The organism is Paenibacillus dendritiformis, assembly GCF_015845845.1.
GTDB lineage: Bacteria > Bacillota > Bacilli > Paenibacillales > Paenibacillaceae > Paenibacillus_B > Paenibacillus_B dendritiformis_C.
In genome coordinates, this window is the sequence record NZ_LDIG01000076.1 from 22930 (window position 1) to 42404 (window position 19475).

The following is a 19475-nucleotide window of genomic DNA, read 5'->3' on the forward strand; positions in this document are numbered from 1 at the left end:
CATGTCCACACTGTCCAAGATCCATCAGACAATAAAACAGGAGCTGCGCCAAATCGAGAACCGGGAGAACGTACGCATCATCTATGCCTGCGAATCGGGCAGCCGGGCGTGGGGGTTCCCGTCGCAGGACAGTGATTATGATGTCCGCTTCATCTATGTGCGGCCTGTGGACTGGTACTTGTCCATCCGGGACCGCCGAGACGTCATCGAGCGTCCGATTAGCGATCAGCTCGACATTAACGGCTGGGATTTGCGCAAGGCGCTGCAGTTGTTCCGCAAGTCGAACCCGCCGCTGCTGGAATGGCTGCAGTCGCCGATGGTGTATGAAGAGGCGTATTCCGTGACGGAGCGTATCCGCAGCCTGTCTTCGCATACGTTTGCGCCGAAATCATGCATGTATCACTATCTTCATATGGCCAAAGGCAATTACCGCGAGTATTTGCAGGGCAGCCAGGTCAAAATCAAAAAATATTTTTACGTGCTCCGCCCGATACTGGCTTGCGGCTGGATCGAGAAGCATAACGCCATGCCTCCGATGGAGTTTGACGTTTTGGTTCGGGAACTCGTTCCCGAAGGAAGCGAGCTGCGCCGCAATATTAAACGGCTGCTGGAGCGGAAGCGCTCTGGGGAGGAATTGGATGTGGAGTGCCGAATTCCTTCTATAAATGCGTATCTCGAAGATCGCATCGAGCATTATGAGCGCACGGCGGTTCACCTCCTATCGCCGGCTGGACAGCGGCATCAGGATCTGGAGCTCGATGAGCTGTTCCGTTCCGCCTTGCAGGAAGTATGGGCATAGCTGCGCAGCGGCGTGATGAACAAACCCAGCAAGGATCCCGGGGAGGCGACGAGCGGAAGGGAAGAACAGGTGCGAGGAGTGCAAGGATGGAGAGCATGGACATCGGAAAAACGGCGGAACACGAAAATGTGAATATTTTTGCTCTATTTTTATATAGGCTCGAGAATTTTCTCAATGCCAGGGCTTGCCGCAAGCGATTCGGAAATGTGTTTTATGCCGAAGACGAGCCTTCGCTCTTTTTGGTTGCCTCTAACAAAACTAATGGGAAGCCCGTCAGCTTCACTCGTTGGCATGATTTATTTTCGATTTCCAGGTGGGAACAACGAATGCTTGCCAGAGGATGGAGTGAGCAAGATTGTTATATTATCAAGCTGGCATTGTCCCGATTCGGGCATTTGTTCGATATCGATAATCGGCAAAGAACGAATAAGGATTATTTCGTTTTTTTCTACGTCATACAGCTTATCACGCTGAAAAATAGCCCAATGGTAGACAACGATAAAGTTAAGAATCACATGCTTTGCTTTCTGTTGTTTGAATTGAGCATGGAGTATGACGCATATAGCAGGTTCTATATACAGAATAACAAGCTGCTTTACTCCTCTGATCATAGGGGCGAGGTTGATTTCCTTGAGGTGATTGCCACTGTCTATGATGTTCTGGAAGTGGAGAAAAGAAAAGAGAAAGCCCTTCTATTCACGATGAAAAATTTCCACGAAAGTGTCGTCCATTTTCTGGTAACGCCGGATAGCGAAGAGTATCGAATCGATTTTGATGATTGGAATATCGATTTTATTTATCCTGATTTCTTCATGAAGATGCTTGCGCAGGACAGCCGCAAAGTATTCAACGCAATGATCGATGCGGTCGATGTGCGCCAGTCCAACTACAATTTATTTGTGTCCAATATGATCTTGATGAACTATTCTTTTTTATATATTAAAGAATGATCCACGGAATATATTAATATTGAAAAAGCATATCAATGATGATGCATTATTTTTCAAGGTGATGTCCGCATTGATTAACAGACGAATGTGTATCGAAAAAGAAGATTTTGAAGGATTGGATCTGGGGATCGACTTGGATGCGATAGAGGATCAAATATCAACCACTGATGCAGAATAAGGAGAGTTGCAAGCAATGGCATATATAACAACCGACGGCGTACGGGTATGGGGCCAGCCGGAGGAGAGCGCGGTCGCCCAGGCGATAACATGCGCGCGCCACGGGCGCGTCGTCCAGGCGCTCTTGATGGCCGACCATCATAAAGGCTACAGCCAGCCGATTGGGGGCGTCATCGTGTATGATGGACAAATCTCGCCTTCCGGCGTCGGCTATGACATCGGCTGTGGCAATAAGGCGGTGCGGACGAATCTATACGCCGCCGATATCCAGCCGCGGATCGGCGCGATCATGGATGAGATTGCGAGCAAAATATCGTTCGGCGTCGGCCGCAACAATGAGGAGCCGGTGGATCACGAGCTGTTCGACGACCCGGACTGGGCCGTCTATCAGGCGATTGGCCGCCGCGAGCACGACACGCTGAAGGCGCTGGCACGCAACCAATTGGGCACCGTGGGCAGCGGCAACCATTATGTCGACCTGTTTGTGGAGCCGGAGAGCGGGAGGCTGTGGATCGGGAATCATTTTGGCAGCCGCGGCTTCGGCCACAAGACGGCGAGCGGGTTCCTGAATCTGGCCGCCGGGCGGGAATTTCTCGGCAAGGCGCCAGGGGAGAGCATGGATCAGCCGCCGGTGCTGCTGGAACTGGACAGCGAACTCGGCGACATGTACTACCGCGCCATGAAGCTGGCCGGGCGGTACGCCTATGCCGGCCGGGACTACGTCATCGGCCAGGTATTGTCCATCCTCGGGGCGGAGGCGGATTTCGAAGTGCATAATCACCATAACTTCGCATGGCAAGAGCAGCATAACGGACGAGACACCATCGTCGTCCGCAAGGGGGCAACGCCTTCAGCGCCCGGGCAGCTTGGCTTCATCGGCGGAAGCATGGGCGATATTTCCGTCATCGTGCGCGGCAAAGATTCGGAGGAGAATCAGGACGCTTACTACAGCACGGTTCATGGCGCCGGCCGGATGATGAGCCGCACCCAGGCCGCCGGCCGCATGAACTGGAAGACCCGAACCCGGACGGGCGGACAGATCACGCCGGAGCAGATGAAGGCCGCGGTCCGGAGCTTCGGCGTCGAGCTGCGCGGCGCAGGCACCGACGAGAGCCCATTCGTCTACCGCAAGCTGCAGGACGTGCTCGATGCGCACCGGAACACGCTCGACGTGCTGCATGTGCTCAAGCCAATCGGCGTCTGCATGGCCGGAGCGAACGAGTTCGATCCATACAAAGACTAGGCATGTAAGTCGCCCCCTTCGTCTTATCACTAGCCTCACATAAAAAGCAGGGCACTGTGCCCTGCTTCTTTTCGTGTACCACAGGGATATATTGATTAATGATCTGCGGCAATAAGATTTGGGTGCTCTCAATGAAACTTATGGCATAGAGCTTCAAAAGTAAAAATAACGGGAATAGTACGGGGAGATGATGATTTTTGTCAAAAGCAAAATGGAAATTTATCTCTCGCTCAGCTTGCACCGCGGCGTTTGAGGAAGGAAAGGTATTGAAGCAAAGAACAGTGAACCCAAACATAGGCACGGGTAGCGTCATCTTCAGGTCTTGCTGGCATGGAGTTACAAGATGCGATGGCGATCTAATATAGACAGCGAAAAGACGACCGTATTTCAGGAATAACGGTCGTCTTTGGTTTAGGGTCATCTACTTGGTACCGTCAAAACCTTAAGTTCTTCAGTGGCCTCCCATTAGCCGGGCTTTTTTCTAGGAGGATGACCATGGAGCAAGATCTTTACAACGATGGTACTTTGATGGGAAGCCAAGTATTTTGCTTATAATAAATCGTAGATGACCAGGAAAGCTACCTCTAAGACGAGCAGATAAATCATATATCTCCCATACTTAAGTGAATCGTCATCAACGTTTGTTCGATACTTTATTGACCATACGAATAAACCTACTACCGTAAGGCTGGACAGCCGATGACTTATAGGCTTTCATGTTCAATCACTCTCTCGATTATTTGTTACAGTACAAATTCGACAAAACCGTGGGAAAGACCTGTTTAAGCGGACTTTTTCACCAGACTTTTAAAGCTTTTTCCATACTTCCGCTTGGCCTGGCTCTTCGCCGGATGTCCACCAGCGTGCCTCGTAGACAGCGCCATTATGCGCTACCCGGTCACCTGCAACGTAGATCTTGCTTGCGTCCCAAGCTGGATATTGCGAACCGCTGTCGCCCAACGTTTTGACGGTCAGAGCCGCGGAGGGCTGCGATTTGTTGCCTGCCGTATCGACGGCTCTTACTGTGTATGTGTAGGAAGTATTCTTAGTTAGTCCCGTATCGGTATACGAGGTCTGTGCCGTCGTTCCGACCAGGGTGCCGTTGCGATAGACTTCGTACTGCTGGATTCCGTTCGGGCTTGAAGAAGGGCTCCATGTCAAGGAGATGCTCGTCTCCGTCTGCGAAGGCGAAGCTATGCCTGCAGGAATGGATGGCGTCACGCCACCGGAACCATTGTTCAAGTTGACGTCAATGACTTGATAGAACGCATTGCCGGTATCGGCAATTTCCCAGACACCGAGGATGATATGATAGCCGCTGCGATCTGTCGGCACGCTGCATTGATGCGATACGGACTTGTTAGGCTTTTGCCCGCCGTCATTATAGTAGCAGAACGGGTCTGGCTCAAGCTGGGCCCGGGTCAATGGCTGATTTGGATTCCAGTCTTTTTTCGTAATATAGTATTTCCACTCTTTCGTGGCATGCGGCGCAGTCAGATCCCAAGTAAAAGTGTTGTTGCCGCCGTTCATATTGACCTTATTCCAGCGGGTAGAAGATTGCGCATCCAATTCCGGGAACACGCCGCCCCCGGCGATATGGCCATCTTCCGGACCGCCGATCGGGAAGTTGCCCTTTGCTTCGATGCTCTGCGGCTCGTATTGTACGAGTCCGCAATTGGTGTTCTCCCCGAGCTTGCATTGATAGGCTCGGCTGTGCGGGGATTCGATATAGCCATGAGCGGACGCCTGCTCAGCGAATACCACCATGCAGAAGAAGGCGGCCAATACAGCGCCAAAAGCGACAAATAGCGGGGATACTTTGGATGCTAGCGGATTCCATACTCGCAACTGATTCATAACAATACCTCCTAAAAGTTGAAATTATTCGGACAAGCCTTACACAACGCCGGATCGTTGCTTTTGAAAAGAAGACCACCTCCTTCATAGAATGTAAACGTTTTAAAATAAAGTTATCTCGTTTTAACTTTTCTCCAAAAAAAGAAAAGGAATCGTTAAAAAGGACGAAAAATAGTGTCATGTACAGTTAGATAACAGAAGTCAGGTTATGAAGTGGCAGCTGGAACTGCCGGCAGATTGTTATTGTTGATAGTCAGGTTGGACTGGAGCTGTCACATGTTGGCGGCATTTATCACAAAGACAGATTGTGCTTATAAGGTACCGAAAAAGAAGTCGAATTCACGATGAAGGCTTCGTGTCGCCGCGTTTACTCCTTAAGATTCGACAGAAGGGTCGTAAAGCGGGACATTCGTTGGTTTTATATTACAAAATTTTAACCAAATTGGCTATAACCAATTTTCATTATTTTGGAATAAAGTCAAATTGCATCCTTTGATTGGAGGATTATCCGAGGCCGAATTTCCATCTTATCGTGAATGTGAAGAGGGATATCTGTCTTCCGTCACTTTATTTCAGCACTATAAAGAAGACTTCGATTCCAGTAAGATAGTATTATATAATCGTTCGGCGAAAAATTCCGTACCATCTTGTTGGGAGATGTGGATGTTGCTATGATGGGAGGAAACATAGAGGTAAGGAGTCGATCAAGTTGGAGAGACGAGATTATTTGAAGTCTGATGTATGCGCTTACTTGAAGCGGATAGGCTATGACGGTCCGCTTGATGGAAGTGCCGGTGTGCTGGCCGATCTGCAGGAATGTCATCTTCATGCCGTGCCTTATGAAAATTTTGATATTTTGAACCGCGTGCCGTTGTCGCTGGACATTCCTGATCTTATAGATAAAATTATAACCCGCCGCCGGGGCGGCTACTGCTTCGAGCTCAACGCCCTATTCGGATGGCTGCTTCGGGAGCTTGGTTATTCCGTCACCGATTTGATGGCCCGCTTTTGGCGGGATGAACCGCATCTTCCGCCCAAGCGCCGCCACCAGGTTCTGCAAGTCGAGGCAGGAGGCGAGACATACCTGTGCGATGTCGGGGTAGGCGGAATTGTTCCGCGCCGGCCGGTGCGCATCGAAGCGGGCCTGGAGCAGTGGCAGGGGGAGGAATGCTATCGGCTGGAGCGGGATCCGGACTATGGCTGGATGCTGTTCGAGTTCAAGCGGGACGGGTGGAGCCGTCTCTATTCCTTTACGGAGGAACCGCAGCTCGCGCGGGATTTCATCATGCCTTCGTTCTGGTGCGAGTATGCGCCGGAGTCCATTTTTACCCAGCAAGCGATGGCTGCCGTCCGTACTCGTGAAGGACGCAATACCCTCGCTGGAGATGAATTTCGCATCTTCACGGCCGATGGCGTTCACACCTTTGTCCCGGAGACGAAGGAGAAATATGATGAGGCGTTAAAAATCTATTTTGGTATCGTGCTCAGTTAAGCTCGCGGCCGGATGCCATAAAGAGCGCTCCATGCGGGGCGCTCTTTATCCTCTCTTCGGTTGATCCGGGGCCGTTCAGCTTAACTCGAAAGAACTGATTGGCGACAAACGGAAGGTTACAACCTACAACCTCAGCAGAGCCGGATCGAAGGATGGCACAAGCCCTTCCTCTGCCGCTCTTCTCAGAAGAGCATCCACGGCTGCGTATCCGTCCTCGCCCAGATTTGCAGTGAACTCGTTCACATAGAGATTGATATGCGCTTGCGCCACTTGCGGATCCATTTCCTGCGCATGGTGCAGCACGTACGACTGGGACGCTTCCGGATTCGCCCAGGCATATTCCACGGATGCGCGGGTCCATTCGGCGATTCTGCCTGCATCCAGGGTCCGGCGGGCAATGATCGCCCCGAGCGGGATTGGCAGACCGGTATCCGCTTCCCACCAGCTTCCCATATCGGCCAGCAGGGTCAGCCCGTAAGACGGGTAGGTGAAGCGCGCTTCATGGATGACGAGTCCGGCGTCGATATGACCGTCGCGCACCGCCGGCATAATCTGATGGAACGGCATGACGACGATCTCCCCTACGCCGCCGGGTACATGCTTCGCCGCCCACAAGCGGAACAGCAGGTAGGCCGTCGAGCGCTCGCTCGGAACGGCTACCCGCCGGCCGCTGAGCGCCGCCGGATCGCTTCCGGCTTCCTTCGTCAGAACGAGCGGGCCGCAGCCCCTGCCGAGTGCGCCGCCGCATGGGAGCAGCGCGTAATCGGACAGCACCCAGGGAAGCGCCGCATACGAGATTTTAAGGACCTCCGGACCTTGACCGCTGGCGGCCAGACCGTTCGTAATATCGATGTCCGCATAGGTTACATCCAGATCCGGCGCTCCGGGAACAAGCCCGTGCACCCAGGCATGGAATACAAACGTATCGTTCGGACAAGGGGAAAAGGCAATTTTCATGATTACAGCACCTCCGGTAAGACTGAACAAGCGGCTTCCAATGCTTTCAGCGCCTCTGGGATGCGCCATGCCGCCCGATTGCGCGGGCCGACCGCGTTCGAGATCGACCGGATCTCGAATGCCGGCAAGCCGAACTGGCGGGCGGCCACAGCGACACCGTAGCCTTCCATCGCTTCGGCGGCGGCCCCGGGCACCCGCTGCGCCAGCATCGCCGCCGTCTCGGCCGTGCCCGTCACCGTGGACAGGGTCAGCACGGGTCCGGTGCATGCCTGCAGCGGAATGGCCTGCATGGCTTGGCAGATACGCTCGGCCGTATCGGCATCGACTGGTATATGGGCCGAACCGAAGCCAAGCTCGTCCACGCTGCAGAAGCCGTCGGGCGTCTCCGCCCCCAGGTCGGCCGCGATGATCGAGCTGGCCACCACGACGGAGCCGACCTCGGCCCGCTCCGGGAAGCCGCCCGCAATGCCGGCGCATACGGCGGCTCCATAATGAGCGGCAGCCAGCTCCCGTGCGGTGCTCGCTGCCGCTGCGGCCGTGCCGACGCCGCCGACGATTACGTTGAAGCGGGCGTCTCCGCCCAACCCGCGCAGGACGGCATACCGCTCGGCGGGCACGGACGTTACAATGAGGATGCGATGTCCCGTTCCCGCTACCTCGTTGCGGAGAGGGGAGGCATCCACCTTATCGTTATGATATGAACTCATATGAACTGACTCTCCTTGCATGTAGTTCCAGCCGGAACGTTGTCCTACCTCCACGTTATCCGGTTCCCGCCCGGAAGTAAAGGGAGTCTGGACAGGATTTTAGACGTAGGGTAACCCTGCACCTAAGAATATGTTTATAGTAACATATAAAGACAGCGATGTGCATCGCATAAAAAACGCCCCGAAACCTACTGGTTTCGAAGGCGGTTGATCTCTAGTTCATGTTGAGCCGTTTTATGATAGGTGTATTCTATATCTTTGGCCAAGGAATCGACTTTATGGGAAATGAGATGGAGCATGGAATAGATATCGCTTGGCTGCGACTGCTCTATTTGGGACAGAGAAGCATTTGCTTGCTTAACCTCAATTTCTATAGCTTCCAGTCGCGAGTCCATCGTGTCAAGGCGTTGTTCAACCTGTTCGAACCGCTTGTCCATGCCATCTAAACGTTGTTCGACATTATCGAGGCGTTGTTCAACTTGATCAAACCGTTTGTCCATGTTGTCTAGACGCTGTTCGACATTATCGAGGCGTTGTTCAACTTGATCAAACCGTTTGTCCATGTTGTCTAGACGCTGTTCGACTTTATCGAGGCGCTGCTCGACTTGATCGAACCGCTGGTCCATCTTATCCAGACGCTGCTCAACCTGATCGAACCGCTGGTCCATCTTATCCAGGCGCTGTTCAACCTGATCGAATCTCTTGTCCATCTTATCGATCCGCCCGTTCAGACCTTGCAGTTCCTGAACAATCGTGAGAAGAAGCTGCTCGCTCATCGTAACCGTCCTTTCCCATAGCATGATTTTTATTTTACCACAGCCGCTGTCGATTTGGGGCGATGCGGTATCGTTCGGGATATATCTTCTCGGTCGCGCAGTAAGATCCTTCTGATTCAAGGGGATAACCTGTCGAACATTGTTTTTTCCTGAACAGAGGGGAGAATGGCGCTAAGGGTTGCTCAGATGGAGGGGGCGCAAGGATTGCTCATTATGGGAGAACGGCAAAGTATTGTTCGAGCGATAGAATGGGCATAGGATTGGTCAAAGAATATTGCAGTAATCAGACGCTGCAGGCTCGTCCCGGGTCATGCATTTCCCTCCTGCCATCCGCTTGAGGTACAATAAAGCTGTTCGACTCGCGGAAGGCGAGGAAGGCTCAACGGAGACAAGGAGATGTTCGGACATGGGAGTACAGTGGCGCGAGAAGCATTACATACATTCGGACAATTGTGACTACAAGAGGGAGTGCAAGCTGTCGACGCTGCTCGAATGGATGCAGCGGGCGGGCGATGCGCAGCTTGGGCACTACGGGGTATCGCTGGACGAGATGATCCGGCAGGGCATGGCCTGGATGCTGGTTACGATCGATCTGGAATGGAAACGGCTTCCCGTCTATGGCGAGACGATCGAGATTGTGACATGGAACCGGGGGGCCACGGGCGTTCAGTGGCAGCGCGACTTCCGCATTTATGGCCCGGATGGCGCGGACTGGATAGCGCAGGCCCGGACCTCATGGGTGCTGGTCGATCTGAACAAGCGCCGCATTCTTCGCGCATCGGCCTGTCCTTACGATCTGCCGGTGCATCCCGATGATTGCGTAGGCGGCATGCCGCGCAAGGTCGAGGTTCCGGCCGGCCTGAACCGGGAGCATGCCTATGATATGACGGTGCGGTTAAGCAGCATCGACATGAACGGGCATCTGAACAATGCGCGTTTTGGCGATATTTGCCTCGATGCGATGCAGCCAGAGGAACTGGAACGGGGGCTGTCCCGCTTCCGCATCACGTATCACCGGGAAGCGGTCTTGAACGACAAGATTGCGGTCCTCCGCTCCGCATGGCAGGAGGGTCATTGCTTCATCACCGGGGTATCCGAGGAAGGCACGGCGTATTTCGATGCGATGCTTGCAGCGGATCGGGACGAAATGCAGCGGAACGAAGTGGAATAGCAGCCACGGACAGGAGCGACATGGGCTCCTGTTTTCTTTTTTATCCAGGAAAGAAGACATCGGTCAAAGAGACTGTAAAAATAAGGTTTGTGGGTAAAACGTCCTATATGGTAACATTTACACGGTTAACGGCTCGAGAAGGCAGGGACGGGGAACCTGAGGCGGGAACCGTCTCTGCCGGGCATTCATCAGAAGAGAATGGGAGCAGAGAGAATGAAAAAGAGAGCAATCATGGCAGTACTGGGGGCCGCTTTCCTCGCGGCGGTCTTGGGCCAGTATGGCGAGACGCAGGCCGCGGGGCGCAGCGTCGGGTTTATGGATACGGCGGCGAACCGCACCTTCGTGCCGATCCGATACTTAAGCGAGCAACTGAAGTATCAAGTGAAATGGGACAAGGCTGCCCAGCCCATCGATGTGCGCGCGAATGAGGACACGTTGTCCCTGACGGTCGGGAGCAAGAAGGCACAGGTCAATAACGCGGTGAAGCAGATGGATGCGGCGCCTTTTGTCGAGGGAGGGACGACCTATGTGCCGATTCGCTTTGTCGGAGAGGCGATGAAGATCCAGATGAAGTGGGACAAGGCGGCCTCCGCGCTTGTGTTCGCTACGGACAAGGGGACACAGACGCTGCCGGTCGTCTCCATGGAGCGATTTAACCAAGCCGCTGCTCCCCTGGAACAGAAGCAGAAAACATTTACCGTCGGCAAGAAGCGGATGTCGGCTTCGATCGTGGAGGTTGATCTGCTTCATCCGAAAATCCGGCTCGACGTGGCAGTGGCCGGAGGCAAGATTGGCTCCGTGGACAGCCTGAAGCATATGGCGGATACCAGCAAGGCGGCGGTGGCGATGAACGGGACGTTTTTCGATGCGTATACGAAGTCGAGCTATAAGCCTCCGTACGGCCATATCGTGAAAAAGGGCGAGTTGGTGCATCCAAGTCCGGCCGACCGCCGAACCGTGCTTGTGTTCACGAAGGATAATGAGGTGGAGTTCGTGAAGGGCAAGGAGTTCCCGCAGCGCTTCGAGGAAGGCGATGTGGAAGGCGCGCTTCAAGCGGGACCGCGCCTGGTGACGAACGGTCAGGTCAGCGTCGACCCGGTGCCGGAAGGCTTCAAGGATCCGAAAATATTGACGAACAGCGGCGCGCGCAGCGCTGTCGGCGTAACGCCGAACCATAAGCTGATTCTGCTGACGACTTCCGGGGCCACGATTCCGGAGCTCGCACAGATGATGAAGCAGGCCGGTGCGCAGCAGGCGATGAATCTGGATGGCGGAGCATCAAGCGGGCTGTATTACAAAGGCAAATATATCACCTCTCCTGGCCGGGAGATCAGCAACGCGCTGCTCGTCCATTACGGCAACTGATAGATAGGCGGGAGGCATGAACGCGTTGGCGGCTTCCTGCCTCGGGTTCGCGACGGACAAGGCCCACGCCGGCAGGCGAGCGTGGGCCTTGCTCGTGCTAGGAGGCGGTCGTCACGAATATGCCGAGCGGCGTATTTGATTCACCGGCGGTCATGAGGGAGAAGGTGAAAGCGGACAGGCCTTCGGGCGCCTCATATTCGGCGATCCGGCATGCATCCTTGTTCGTCGGCAGCGCCGGAATGCGGAACACCTCCCCGCCGTGCCGTACGGCGCCGGCATATTTCCCCCCGCGCGGATTCACCCAAATGTGGACCTTGGCCGGAGCGCCCGTCTCGTTCCGAATGGGAAGGCTCACCGTGTACACCGCGCCGAATTGGGCGATATTGTTCACCGCTCCGCTGCCGCTGAGCGGATCGCTGCTGCCGGCCGTGAACAGCAGGTCTGCGGGCGGGCTGCCGCCGAATTGGCGCGATTTCGCCAAGGCGCGATAATTATGCGTCGTCCCGCCGACCTCGTATTCCGGCATAAGCGCCAACGTTTCCGAGAACGGCCAACTGCCGCGCGGATGCGGTTGCCCGGCGGCAGAGAGCGGCTCCGATACGATCGTTCTCAGATCGGCATCGGCGCTGCGGCTGGCCGCGGTCCGCACGACATAATGAAGCGGCCCCTCCCCTGAACTCCGGCAGACGGTGAATTCATAAATGAAGCCGATAAGATGGCCATGCGGCACCTCCCGGGCTTCGATCAGGCCGACCTCCTGCGACAACGGCGTGCAATCGGCCGCAGCATGATCTTCCATCGTCCCGGCCAAGCAGGACGCGGCCAGACATTGGCCCGCTTCGATCAGTATATTCGCGGACGCGTCCACGATCCGCACCTCTCGCTTGATATCCCGAATCTGGATTGCGTTCGCTTCGGATTGATTCTCCAGGGTCAGGCCCAAACGCAACGGCTTGCCGGTCTGATTGATATGCCAGCCCATCACCCGATGCTTCACCTGATCGTCGCCGCTTTGGACCGCATCGTGCCAGATCGTCCCGCCCGCTTCGGGGAAGCTGGCGGCATCGAGCACCTCCGGATTATCGCTGAGCATCAGTCTGCGGCGGCTGCCTGGCGCCGCGGCGGCAACTTCTTGGAATGGATAAGCCGCATCCATCTTGCTTGCGGATAATTCAGGCTGCTTGCATCTCATCATTCATGTTCGCCTCCATCTAAGTGATTGGCGAAGAGCGCGAACGCGAACGGGAACCGGATGAACCGGCGGCTTTTCCCGCCTTCCAGCCTCCGATTCCGTTTGGAATTCGCGCCTTCACTTTATTAGGCATTTGGGAACCATGATGTACAACCTGGGTGCGCAAAATCATTATTTAATTTTCTCTGCGGTCCATCAGCTTCACCAGTTTGAATTCGGTCGAGGATTCGGGCGCCGGCGTGTAGATGCTGCAGCGCAGATCGGCGTCGCCCTGCACCTGCAGGGAAGTCAAATGGAATAGCATCTTCCCCGCCCGGGCATGTCTGAACTCAATGACGACCTCCGGGGCGGTGCTTACCTGGCTCTGGTTCCACAGCCGCTGGAAGTCCGGGTGAACCTCCTTCATCTCCTCCAGGAAGCGATCATACCATTCATCCTCTACGTACTGGCCATAATACGCCCGGAATATCGACAGGAATCCTTTGACGAAATGCTCCCAGTTGACCGCCAGACTCTGGAATTCCTTGCGCGTGAACAGCAGGCGAATCATATTCCGCTCTTCGGGCGGAATGGCGGTGAAATCGAGGAAGACGTGAGACGCCGCCTCGTTCCAGCCGACGATATGGCAGCGCCGATCCGACACGATCGTCGGGCAATGCCGCAGCTCCTGCAGAATCCGCTGCAGGGCGGGGCTGATCTGCGGTTCTTCCTCTTCCCGCACGGCGGGGCCGGCCCCTCCCTCCAAGGCCAGGGCATACAAATATTTGCGCTCGTCTACGGTCAGCTTCAAGGCGGCCGCGACACTGTCCAGCACCGAAGCCGACACCTGAATATCCCGTCCTTGCTCGAGCCAGGTATACCAGGTCGTGCTGACGCCAGCCAACTGGGCGACCTCCTCGCGGCGAAGCCCGGGGGTACGGCGCCGGGTTCCTGCCGGGAGCCCTACCGATTGGGGAAGGAGCTGCGCCCGCTTGGCGCGCAGGAACTCCGACAGCATTTGCAATCGAGTCGGTGAATTCATTGATGGCACCTCACACCTCTAATCTGGTACTTATTATACTAGGATAAACAACAACTTGTAATAGGATAATCGCTATGACAAAATAAATTCCGACAACATAGCCAGTACGGATGAAGGAGGAATTGGTAATGGAGAGAGTCGTCATCACAGGGATGGGAGCCATCACCCCGCTTGGCCAGGATACGGATTCCCTATGGCAGGGACTGATTCGCGGGCAGTCGGGAATCTCCGCCATCGATGCGTTCGATGCGTCAACCTGCAAGGTTCGCATCGCGGGCCAGGTGCGGGACTTCGATGCGGAAGCCCGCTTCGGGCGCAAGGAAGCGCGGCGCCTGGACCGCTTCACTCAGTTCGCCTTGGCGGCGGCCGAGGAAGCTTACCGCCAAGCGGAGCTCGACCGCTGGAGCGGGCTCGACGGCGAGCGCATGGGCGTCTATGTCGGATCGGGCATCGGGGGCATCCAGACGATGCTGCAGCAGGATGCGCTTTTGCGCGAACGGGGGCCCGATCGGGTCAGCCCGACGCTTGTCCCGATGATGATCGCGAATATGGCCGCGGCCCAGATCAGCATTCGGTACGGCGCGCTTGGGCCGTCGATGGCCCCCGTGACGGCATGCTCGATCGGAAATACGGCGATCGGGGAGGCGTTCCGCCTCATTCGGGCGGGCGGCGCGGATGTCGTCATCGCCGGCGGAACCGAGGCGGCCCTGACGGATTTGGCGTTGGCCAGCTTCGGCAACGCGACGGCCTTGTCGGTGCGCAATGACGAGCCGGAACGGGCGAGCCGCCCCTTCGATCGGGGGCGGGACGGGTTCGTGATGGCGGAAGGCGCCGGCATCGTCATCCTGGAGTCGCTGACGCATGCGCTGCGCAGGGGGGCGCCGATCTTCGCGGAGGTCATCGGCTATGGAGCGAGCTCCGACGCGTACCATATGGTCGCCAGCCATCCGGAGGGGCGCGGGGCGAGCCAGGCGATGAGAGCGGCGCTGCGGGAAGCGGGAATCGCGCCGGAGGAGGTGGGCGTTATCAGCGCCCATGCGACGAGCACCGAGGTCGGCGACCTGTCGGAGACGCGCGCGATTCACGCGGTATTCGGCGAGCATGCGTTCCGCATTCCGGTCACCGCCAACAAATCGATGCTCGGCCACATGCTGGGCGCGGCGGGAGGCGTCGAAGCGATCGCGCTCGTGAAGACGCTGCAGGAAGGCATCGTGCCGCCGACGATCAATCTGGAGGAGCCGGATCCGGCTTGCGACCTCGATTATGTTCCCCATACGGCCCGCCGGATCGAGGCCCGGATCGGCATCTCGAATTCCTTCGGCTTCGGCGGACATAATGCCGTCATTGCCATGCAGGCTTACGAGGCGTAGCGGATCGCTCTATTCTATAGTTTGTCCGGACCGGAGTCGGCAGCCAGTATCGGAATCTTCGCGTTCAAGGACATTGGAGCCTGTTCAGCCGATTTGCGGCCGGGAGAAGGAGTTTCTTTATTTTTGTAGAATAGGGTTGTCTGTGGAGCGGTGCCGCCACGCGTTAAGCGCGGGTGCGCAAGCGCAGCATTGGTTATGGAAATATGGGACATGGGAACACATTCGGCAAGTGCAGAGTCCATTGGAGGCGATTGTGCCCCGGTGGACTTTTCGCATTCATCTGCGCGGCGATATCCGCTATGAAGGCGTCACCTTCGGCTATGACGGCCTTCCCCCGGTGCTCGAGAATATTGACCTGACGATTGCGGCCGGAGAGACGGTCGCGTTCGTCGGGCCTTCCGGGGCGGGCAAGACGACGCTGTGCAGCCTGCTGCCGCGCTTCTATGACGCCGAGGCGGGCCGCATCACCATCGACGGCATCGATACGCGGGAGATGACGCTTGCATCGCTGCGCCGGCAGATCGGGATCGTGCAGCAGGATGTGTTCCTGTTCGCGGGCACGCTGCGCGAGAATATTGCCTACGGGAAGCTCGACGCGAGCGAGGACGAGATTATGGAGGCCGCGCGCCGGGCGCGGCTGGAGGAGTTCATCCGTTCGCAGCCGCTCGGGCTGGACACGGTCGTGGGCGAGCGGGGCGTGAAGCTGTCCGGCGGGCAGAAGCAGCGGCTGGCTATCGCCCGCATGTTCCTCAAGAATCCGCCGATTCTGATTCTGGACGAGGCGACGTCGGCGCTCGACACCGAGACCGAAGCGGCCATCCAGCAGTCGCTGGCTGAACTGGCGGCCGGGCGGACGACGCTGATCATCGCCCATCGCCTGGCTACGATTAAGCATGCGGACCGGATCATCGTCGTCAATGAAGACGGCATCGCCGAGCAGGGGCGGCATGACGAGCTGCTGGCGCTGGGCGGAAGCTACAGCCGGCTGCATCAGGCCCAGTTCGGGGCATAACGCTAGTCTTGGCCGGCATGATAGGCACGGGGTATGGTGACTCTACAGAAGGGATGGCGGCGAAGATGCGGGGACCGCTTCTTCTTCGCCTCTCGGCCATCCGCCATTGCCAACCAATCGGGAATGCGGTATTATAGGGGCGATTACATATTCATACAAATTCGGGTGCTTGAGGAGTCAGGCTGAGATAGTAGCCAGTATACCGCTACGGACCGTTAATCTGATCTGGATAATGCCAGCGTAGAGAATTCTTGTATTTGTCGTGCGATCATGCCTGCAGGATGATCATCGGCTTACTCTACCGTCTGGGTTCCAGACGGTTTTTTTGTATGAACCATGAGATAAGGGAGAGGGTAGCAATGCAAGAACAGGCAAGTGAAAAGAAAGGATTGCGATTCCAGGACATTCTCATTACCGTCATGATCGGGGTCGTTTTCGGCGTTATCTTCAAGCTGTGGGATAGCGTGTACAGTATCGTGAAGCCGCTGTTCCCGCAGGCGGGGCAATTGACTTACGGCATGTGGTTCATGGCCGGGCCGTTCGCCTACTTGCTCATCCGGAAGCCGGGCGTCGCTCTCATTGCCAGTCTGGCCGCAGCCAATCTGTCGGCCCTGCTCGGGTCGGGATGGGGGCTGGAGACGATCATGTACGGATTCGTCCAAGGCTTGGCGGCCGAGCTCGTCTTCGCCTTGGCGCGTTATCGCCGGGGAGGATTAGCGATTGCCGGAGCGGCCGGAATCATGTCGGCTGCCGGCTCGTTCCTCCTCGATCTCGGATACGGCTATGCCAATTACGAGACATGGGTGCTTGTGCTGAAATACGGACTGCGCGTCATCAGCGCCTTCACGTTCGCCGGCATCTTCGCTTACTTCCTAATGCGCGCGCTGGAGGCGACCGGGGTGACCAAGTCGATCCGGCCGGTCGCGAAGGAAGAATACGCGGCACTGGACCGGTAGGCGCGCAGGACACCGGCTGGCGGTCAGGCCCGCCGGCCGGTTATCATGGCACATGAACGATGGGGTGTTGGGATTGACACAAGAACAAGCGGCCTCAACCGCGGCCGCGATTACAAATCTGAGATTGAAATTCCCGGGAGAGGCGTCCTTGCTGTTCAAGGACCTCTCCTTCTCCATTGCGGCGGGGGAGAAGGTGCTGCTGCTCGGACCGAGCGGCTGCGGCAAATCGACGCTGCTGCAAGTGCTGAGCGGCATTATTCCGGGCTCGGTGGAAGTCCCGCTCAAATATGTGCGGAGGCAGCTCCCGGATAGCTGGGCCTTCGTATTCCAGGATCCGGATACCCAATTCTGCATGCCGTACGTCGATGAGGAATTGGCATTCGTCCTGGAGAATCTGTCGGTGCCGCGTGAGCAGATGGAGCCGCGCATAATAAGCATATTGGAGCGGGTCGGGTTGCGGCTGGATAATCTGCATACGCCGATTGCAGAGCTGTCGCAGGGCATGAAGCAGCGGCTCGCGCTCGCCTCCGTCCTGCTGCTGGAGCCGGAGGTGCTGTTCCTGGACGAACCTTCGGCTCTGCTCGATCCGGAAGGGACGAAGCAAATCTGGGATACGGTGAAGGACATTGCCGGCTCCCATACGCTGCTGATCGTGGAGCATAAGCTGGATCTGGTCGCCGATATCGTCGATCGGGTCGTGCTGTTCGACGGCGAGGGCCGCATTATGGCAGATGGCGAGCCGGGCGCTATTTTCACGATGCACAAGGAAAAGCTGATCGAATACGGGATCTGGTATCCGGACGTGTGGCGGGATCATGTGAAGTCGGAGGCGTACCGCGCCCTCGCGAGTGCCAAGCGGCGGCAGCGCCAGTCCGAAGCGGCGTCCGCTCTTCGGGCGGAGCCAATCATCGCCTTGCGCGGGTTCTCCAGCTACCGGGGAGAAGCCGAGGCCATCGCCGTCGAGGCCGCCGATGTCTATCCGGCCGAATGGATCGCCGTCACGGGCCCGAACGGGGCGGGCAAGAGCACGCTGCTGCTGTCTCTGATGCGGCTGCTTCGCGCCAGCGGCTCCTATGTTATCGGGGGACGTTCGGTCCCGGAGCCGAAGAAGCGCGGCTGGTTCCGGCAGGCCCGGCCGGAGCCGCCAGAGGAGCTGGCCTTCGTCTTCCAGAACCCGGAGATGCAGTTCCTGACCGATTCCGTCTACGAGGAACTGGCTTACGGCTTACGGCTGGCGGAATGGCCTGCCGCGGAGGTCGAGCGTCAGGTGACGGCCTTGATGGCGGCCTTCGATCTCGATATGGGAGCCGACCGGCATCCGTATCATCTGTCGATGGGGCAAAAGCGCCGCCTCAGCGTCGCCACCGCCGTCGTGCGGGAGCATCCGGTGCTGCTGCTTGACGAGCCGACGTTCGGCCAAGACGCGAGGAACACGTTCGCGATCCTGGATAAGCTGGAGCGTCTGCGGGCGGCAGGGACGGCCATCGTGATGGTGACGCACGATCTGAATATCGTCCGCCACTATGCCGATCGCGTGTGGCAGGTCGAACGGGGCAGTCTTACGGTCCTGGACACGATCGGGGAACGGGAGGCGCAGCTTACATGAATCTGCTGATACCGGAAACCGAGACCTGGCTGCATCGCGTCAACCCGGCCTATAAGCTGGTCGTCTTCGTGCTGCTGCTTCTTGTCACCTTGTTGAACAGGCAATTCGACTTCGCCTTGAATCAGTTGATGGCCTATACGCTGCTGCTGTTCCTGTTCAGCGGCCATTCCCGGAAGAAGGTGCTGCTGATTACGCTGCCGTTCCTTTTCTTGTTCATCTCATCCGCTTCGACGATGATCCTGTTCGGCAAAGGCGAACGTATCTGGTGGTCGTGGGGGCTGATTCGCATCTCCGAGGAGAGCTTCTACCGCGGTCTGCTGCTGGGCTGCAAGACGCTGACCTTCGGCATGCTGGGACTGGCCTTCGCCTTGACGACGAAGCCGATTCAGCTCTTCTACGCCTTGATGCAGCAGTTCCGGCTTCCCGCCAAGTACGCCTACAGCTTCATCGCCTCGATTCGGATGCTTCCTGCGGTCTGGGACGATATCCGCACGCGATCCGACGCGCTGACCGTGCGGGGCGTGCGCTATGCCAAGGGAATCAAAGGCATGTACGAGCGGCTGCGGAACTACGCGCTGCCGCTGCTGGCGCAGAGCATCCGCCGGGCCCAGCGCGTCGCCGTTGCCATGGAAGCGAAGCGGTTCCAGATGGGAAAGGCGCGCACGTATTACTATGTGACGAGATATACCCGTTCCGACATCGGATTCACGCTCGCGATGCTTGGACTGGTGGCGGCAGCGTATTATATGGCGATCCGGGTGCCGCTTGTCGGGTGGGGGCTGGGCTGAGAGCAGGCCTCCCGCTCGCTGCCCATGCAGCTGCCG

At 57.0% G+C, this 19475-nt stretch carries 17 protein-coding genes, 1 pseudogene and 1 riboswitch; of the genes and pseudogenes, 12 read left to right on the forward strand and 6 right to left on the reverse strand.

Features of this window, described 5'->3' with window-relative positions; genetic code table 11:
• Position 1 precedes the first annotated feature (1 nt).
• The 4 genes from ABD76_RS04910 to ABD76_RS04925 are packed head-to-tail and all read left to right on the forward strand — an operon-like array spanning position 2 to position 3169.
• A complete protein-coding gene (locus ABD76_RS04910) occupies positions 2-799 on the forward strand; it encodes a nucleotidyltransferase domain-containing protein (RefSeq protein ID WP_197254710.1) in 798 nt (265 codons plus the stop codon).
• The gene (locus ABD76_RS04915; protein WP_197254712.1) at positions 790-1749 is read left to right on the forward strand and encodes a hypothetical protein; all 960 of its coding nucleotides are present in this window, start codon (positions 790-792) and stop codon (positions 1747-1749) included. The genes ABD76_RS04910 and ABD76_RS04915 overlap by 10 nt, the downstream gene beginning before the upstream one ends.
• Before the next feature lie 19 nt (positions 1750-1768).
• Positions 1769-1927: a hypothetical protein gene (locus ABD76_RS04920; RefSeq protein WP_197254713.1), complete on the forward strand. Its 159-nt coding sequence runs from the start codon at positions 1769-1771 to the stop codon at positions 1925-1927.
• Between the two features lie 15 nt (positions 1928-1942).
• The gene (locus ABD76_RS04925) at positions 1943-3169 is read left to right on the forward strand and encodes an RtcB family protein (protein ID WP_197254715.1); all 1227 of its coding nucleotides are present in this window, start codon (positions 1943-1945) and stop codon (positions 3167-3169) included.
• Positions 3170-3976: 807 nt separating this feature from the next.
• Here ABD76_RS04925 and ABD76_RS04930 read toward each other — a convergent pair.
• Complete coding sequence (locus ABD76_RS04930) at positions 3977-5026, reverse strand: lytic polysaccharide monooxygenase (RefSeq protein WP_197254717.1); 1050 nt, start codon at positions 5024-5026, stop codon at positions 3977-3979.
• 703 nt (positions 5027-5729) lie between these two features.
• On the opposite strand from ABD76_RS04930, the gene ABD76_RS04935 reads away from it, so the two are divergent.
• A complete protein-coding gene (locus tag ABD76_RS04935) occupies positions 5730-6518 on the forward strand; it encodes an arylamine N-acetyltransferase (protein ID WP_197254885.1) in 789 nt (262 codons plus the stop codon).
• A 123-nt stretch (positions 6519-6641) separates the two neighbouring features.
• On the opposite strand, the gene ABD76_RS04940 is transcribed toward ABD76_RS04935, so the two are convergent.
• The 3 genes from ABD76_RS04940 to ABD76_RS04950 form a co-directional block, all read right to left on the reverse strand.
• Positions 6642-7475, reverse strand: a complete 834-nt coding sequence (locus tag ABD76_RS04940) for a 1,4-dihydroxy-6-naphtoate synthase (protein ID WP_197254718.1) — start codon at positions 7473-7475, stop codon at positions 6642-6644.
• A gap of 2 nt (positions 7476-7477) precedes the next feature.
• Positions 7478-8182, reverse strand: coding sequence for a futalosine hydrolase (locus ABD76_RS04945; protein ID WP_206765524.1), 705 nt, complete (start codon positions 8180-8182; stop codon positions 7478-7480).
• Positions 8183-8370: 188 nt separating this feature from the next.
• On the reverse strand, positions 8371-8982 hold the full coding sequence (locus ABD76_RS04950; RefSeq protein ID WP_338125052.1) for a tropomyosin: 612 nt from the start codon (positions 8980-8982) through the stop codon (positions 8371-8373).
• Positions 8983-9364: 382 nt separating this feature from the next.
• Between ABD76_RS04950 and ABD76_RS04955 the strand changes: the two genes are divergently transcribed.
• Positions 9365-10129, forward strand: coding sequence for an acyl-[acyl-carrier-protein] thioesterase (locus ABD76_RS04955; RefSeq protein WP_197254720.1), 765 nt, complete (start codon positions 9365-9367; stop codon positions 10127-10129).
• Positions 10130-10342: 213 nt separating this feature from the next.
• The gene (locus ABD76_RS04960; RefSeq protein ID WP_197254726.1) at positions 10343-11494 is read left to right on the forward strand and encodes a phosphodiester glycosidase family protein; all 1152 of its coding nucleotides are present in this window, start codon (positions 10343-10345) and stop codon (positions 11492-11494) included.
• A gap of 97 nt (positions 11495-11591) precedes the next feature.
• On the opposite strand, the gene ABD76_RS04965 is transcribed toward ABD76_RS04960, so the two are convergent.
• A complete protein-coding gene (locus ABD76_RS04965; protein ID WP_197254727.1) occupies positions 11592-12689 on the reverse strand; it encodes a hypothetical protein in 1098 nt (365 codons plus the stop codon).
• A gap of 172 nt (positions 12690-12861) precedes the next feature.
• On the reverse strand, positions 12862-13707 hold the full coding sequence (locus ABD76_RS04970) for a helix-turn-helix transcriptional regulator (protein WP_197254729.1): 846 nt from the start codon (positions 13705-13707) through the stop codon (positions 12862-12864).
• A gap of 128 nt (positions 13708-13835) precedes the next feature.
• Between ABD76_RS04970 and fabF the strand changes: the two genes are divergently transcribed.
• The 5 genes and pseudogenes from fabF (at position 13836) to ABD76_RS04995 (ending at position 19439) form a co-directional block, all read left to right on the forward strand.
• Positions 13836-15077, forward strand: a complete 1242-nt coding sequence (fabF, locus tag ABD76_RS04975; RefSeq protein ID WP_197254732.1) for a beta-ketoacyl-ACP synthase II — start codon at positions 13836-13838, stop codon at positions 15075-15077.
• 280 nt (positions 15078-15357) lie between these two features.
• Positions 15358-16089, forward strand: a pseudogene (locus tag ABD76_RS04980) (ABC transporter ATP-binding protein); the annotation flags it as partial.
• Between the two features lie 151 nt (positions 16090-16240).
• A riboswitch (TPP riboswitch) is annotated at positions 16241-16353 on the forward strand.
• A 95-nt stretch (positions 16354-16448) separates the two neighbouring features.
• A complete protein-coding gene (locus tag ABD76_RS04985) occupies positions 16449-17045 on the forward strand; it encodes an ECF transporter S component (RefSeq protein WP_006677180.1) in 597 nt (198 codons plus the stop codon).
• A gap of 64 nt (positions 17046-17109) precedes the next feature.
• On the forward strand, positions 17110-18651 hold the full coding sequence (locus ABD76_RS04990) for an ABC transporter ATP-binding protein (protein WP_338125053.1): 1542 nt from the start codon (positions 17110-17112) through the stop codon (positions 18649-18651).
• On the forward strand, positions 18648-19439 hold the full coding sequence (locus ABD76_RS04995; protein WP_197254736.1) for an energy-coupling factor transporter transmembrane component T family protein: 792 nt from the start codon (positions 18648-18650) through the stop codon (positions 19437-19439). The genes ABD76_RS04990 and ABD76_RS04995 overlap by 4 nt, the downstream gene beginning before the upstream one ends.
• Positions 19440-19475 lie beyond the last annotated feature (36 nt).

Coding starts and splice junctions, on each gene's coding strand:
- ABD76_RS04945 (WP_206765524.1), bottom strand. CDS start 8,182: ATGAGTTCATATCATAACGATAAGGTGGATGCCTCCCCTCTCCGCAAC.
- ABD76_RS04960 (WP_197254726.1), top strand. CDS start 10,343: ATGAAAAAGAGAGCAATCATGGCAGTACTGGGGGCCGCTTTCCTCGCG.
- ABD76_RS04970 (WP_197254729.1), bottom strand. CDS start 13,707: ATGAATTCACCGACTCGATTGCAAATGCTGTCGGAGTTCCTGCGCGCC.
- ABD76_RS04950 (WP_338125052.1), bottom strand. CDS start 8,982: ATGCTATGGGAAAGGACGGTTACGATGAGCGAGCAGCTTCTTCTCACG.
- ABD76_RS04995 (WP_197254736.1), top strand. CDS start 18,648: ATGAATCTGCTGATACCGGAAACCGAGACCTGGCTGCATCGCGTCAAC.
- ABD76_RS04910 (WP_197254710.1), top strand. CDS start 2: ATGTCCACACTGTCCAAGATCCATCAGACAATAAAACAGGAGCTGCGC.
- ABD76_RS04965 (WP_197254727.1), bottom strand. CDS start 12,689: ATGATGAGATGCAAGCAGCCTGAATTATCCGCAAGCAAGATGGATGCG.
- ABD76_RS04985 (WP_006677180.1), top strand. CDS start 16,449: ATGCAAGAACAGGCAAGTGAAAAGAAAGGATTGCGATTCCAGGACATT.
- ABD76_RS04925 (WP_197254715.1), top strand. CDS start 1,943: ATGGCATATATAACAACCGACGGCGTACGGGTATGGGGCCAGCCGGAG.
- ABD76_RS04940 (WP_197254718.1), bottom strand. CDS start 7,475: ATGAAAATTGCCTTTTCCCCTTGTCCGAACGATACGTTTGTATTCCAT.
- fabF (WP_197254732.1), top strand. CDS start 13,836: ATGGAGAGAGTCGTCATCACAGGGATGGGAGCCATCACCCCGCTTGGC.
- ABD76_RS04930 (WP_197254717.1), bottom strand. CDS start 5,026: ATGAATCAGTTGCGAGTATGGAATCCGCTAGCATCCAAAGTATCCCCG.
- ABD76_RS04915 (WP_197254712.1), top strand. CDS start 790: ATGGGCATAGCTGCGCAGCGGCGTGATGAACAAACCCAGCAAGGATCC.
- ABD76_RS04955 (WP_197254720.1), top strand. CDS start 9,365: ATGGGAGTACAGTGGCGCGAGAAGCATTACATACATTCGGACAATTGT.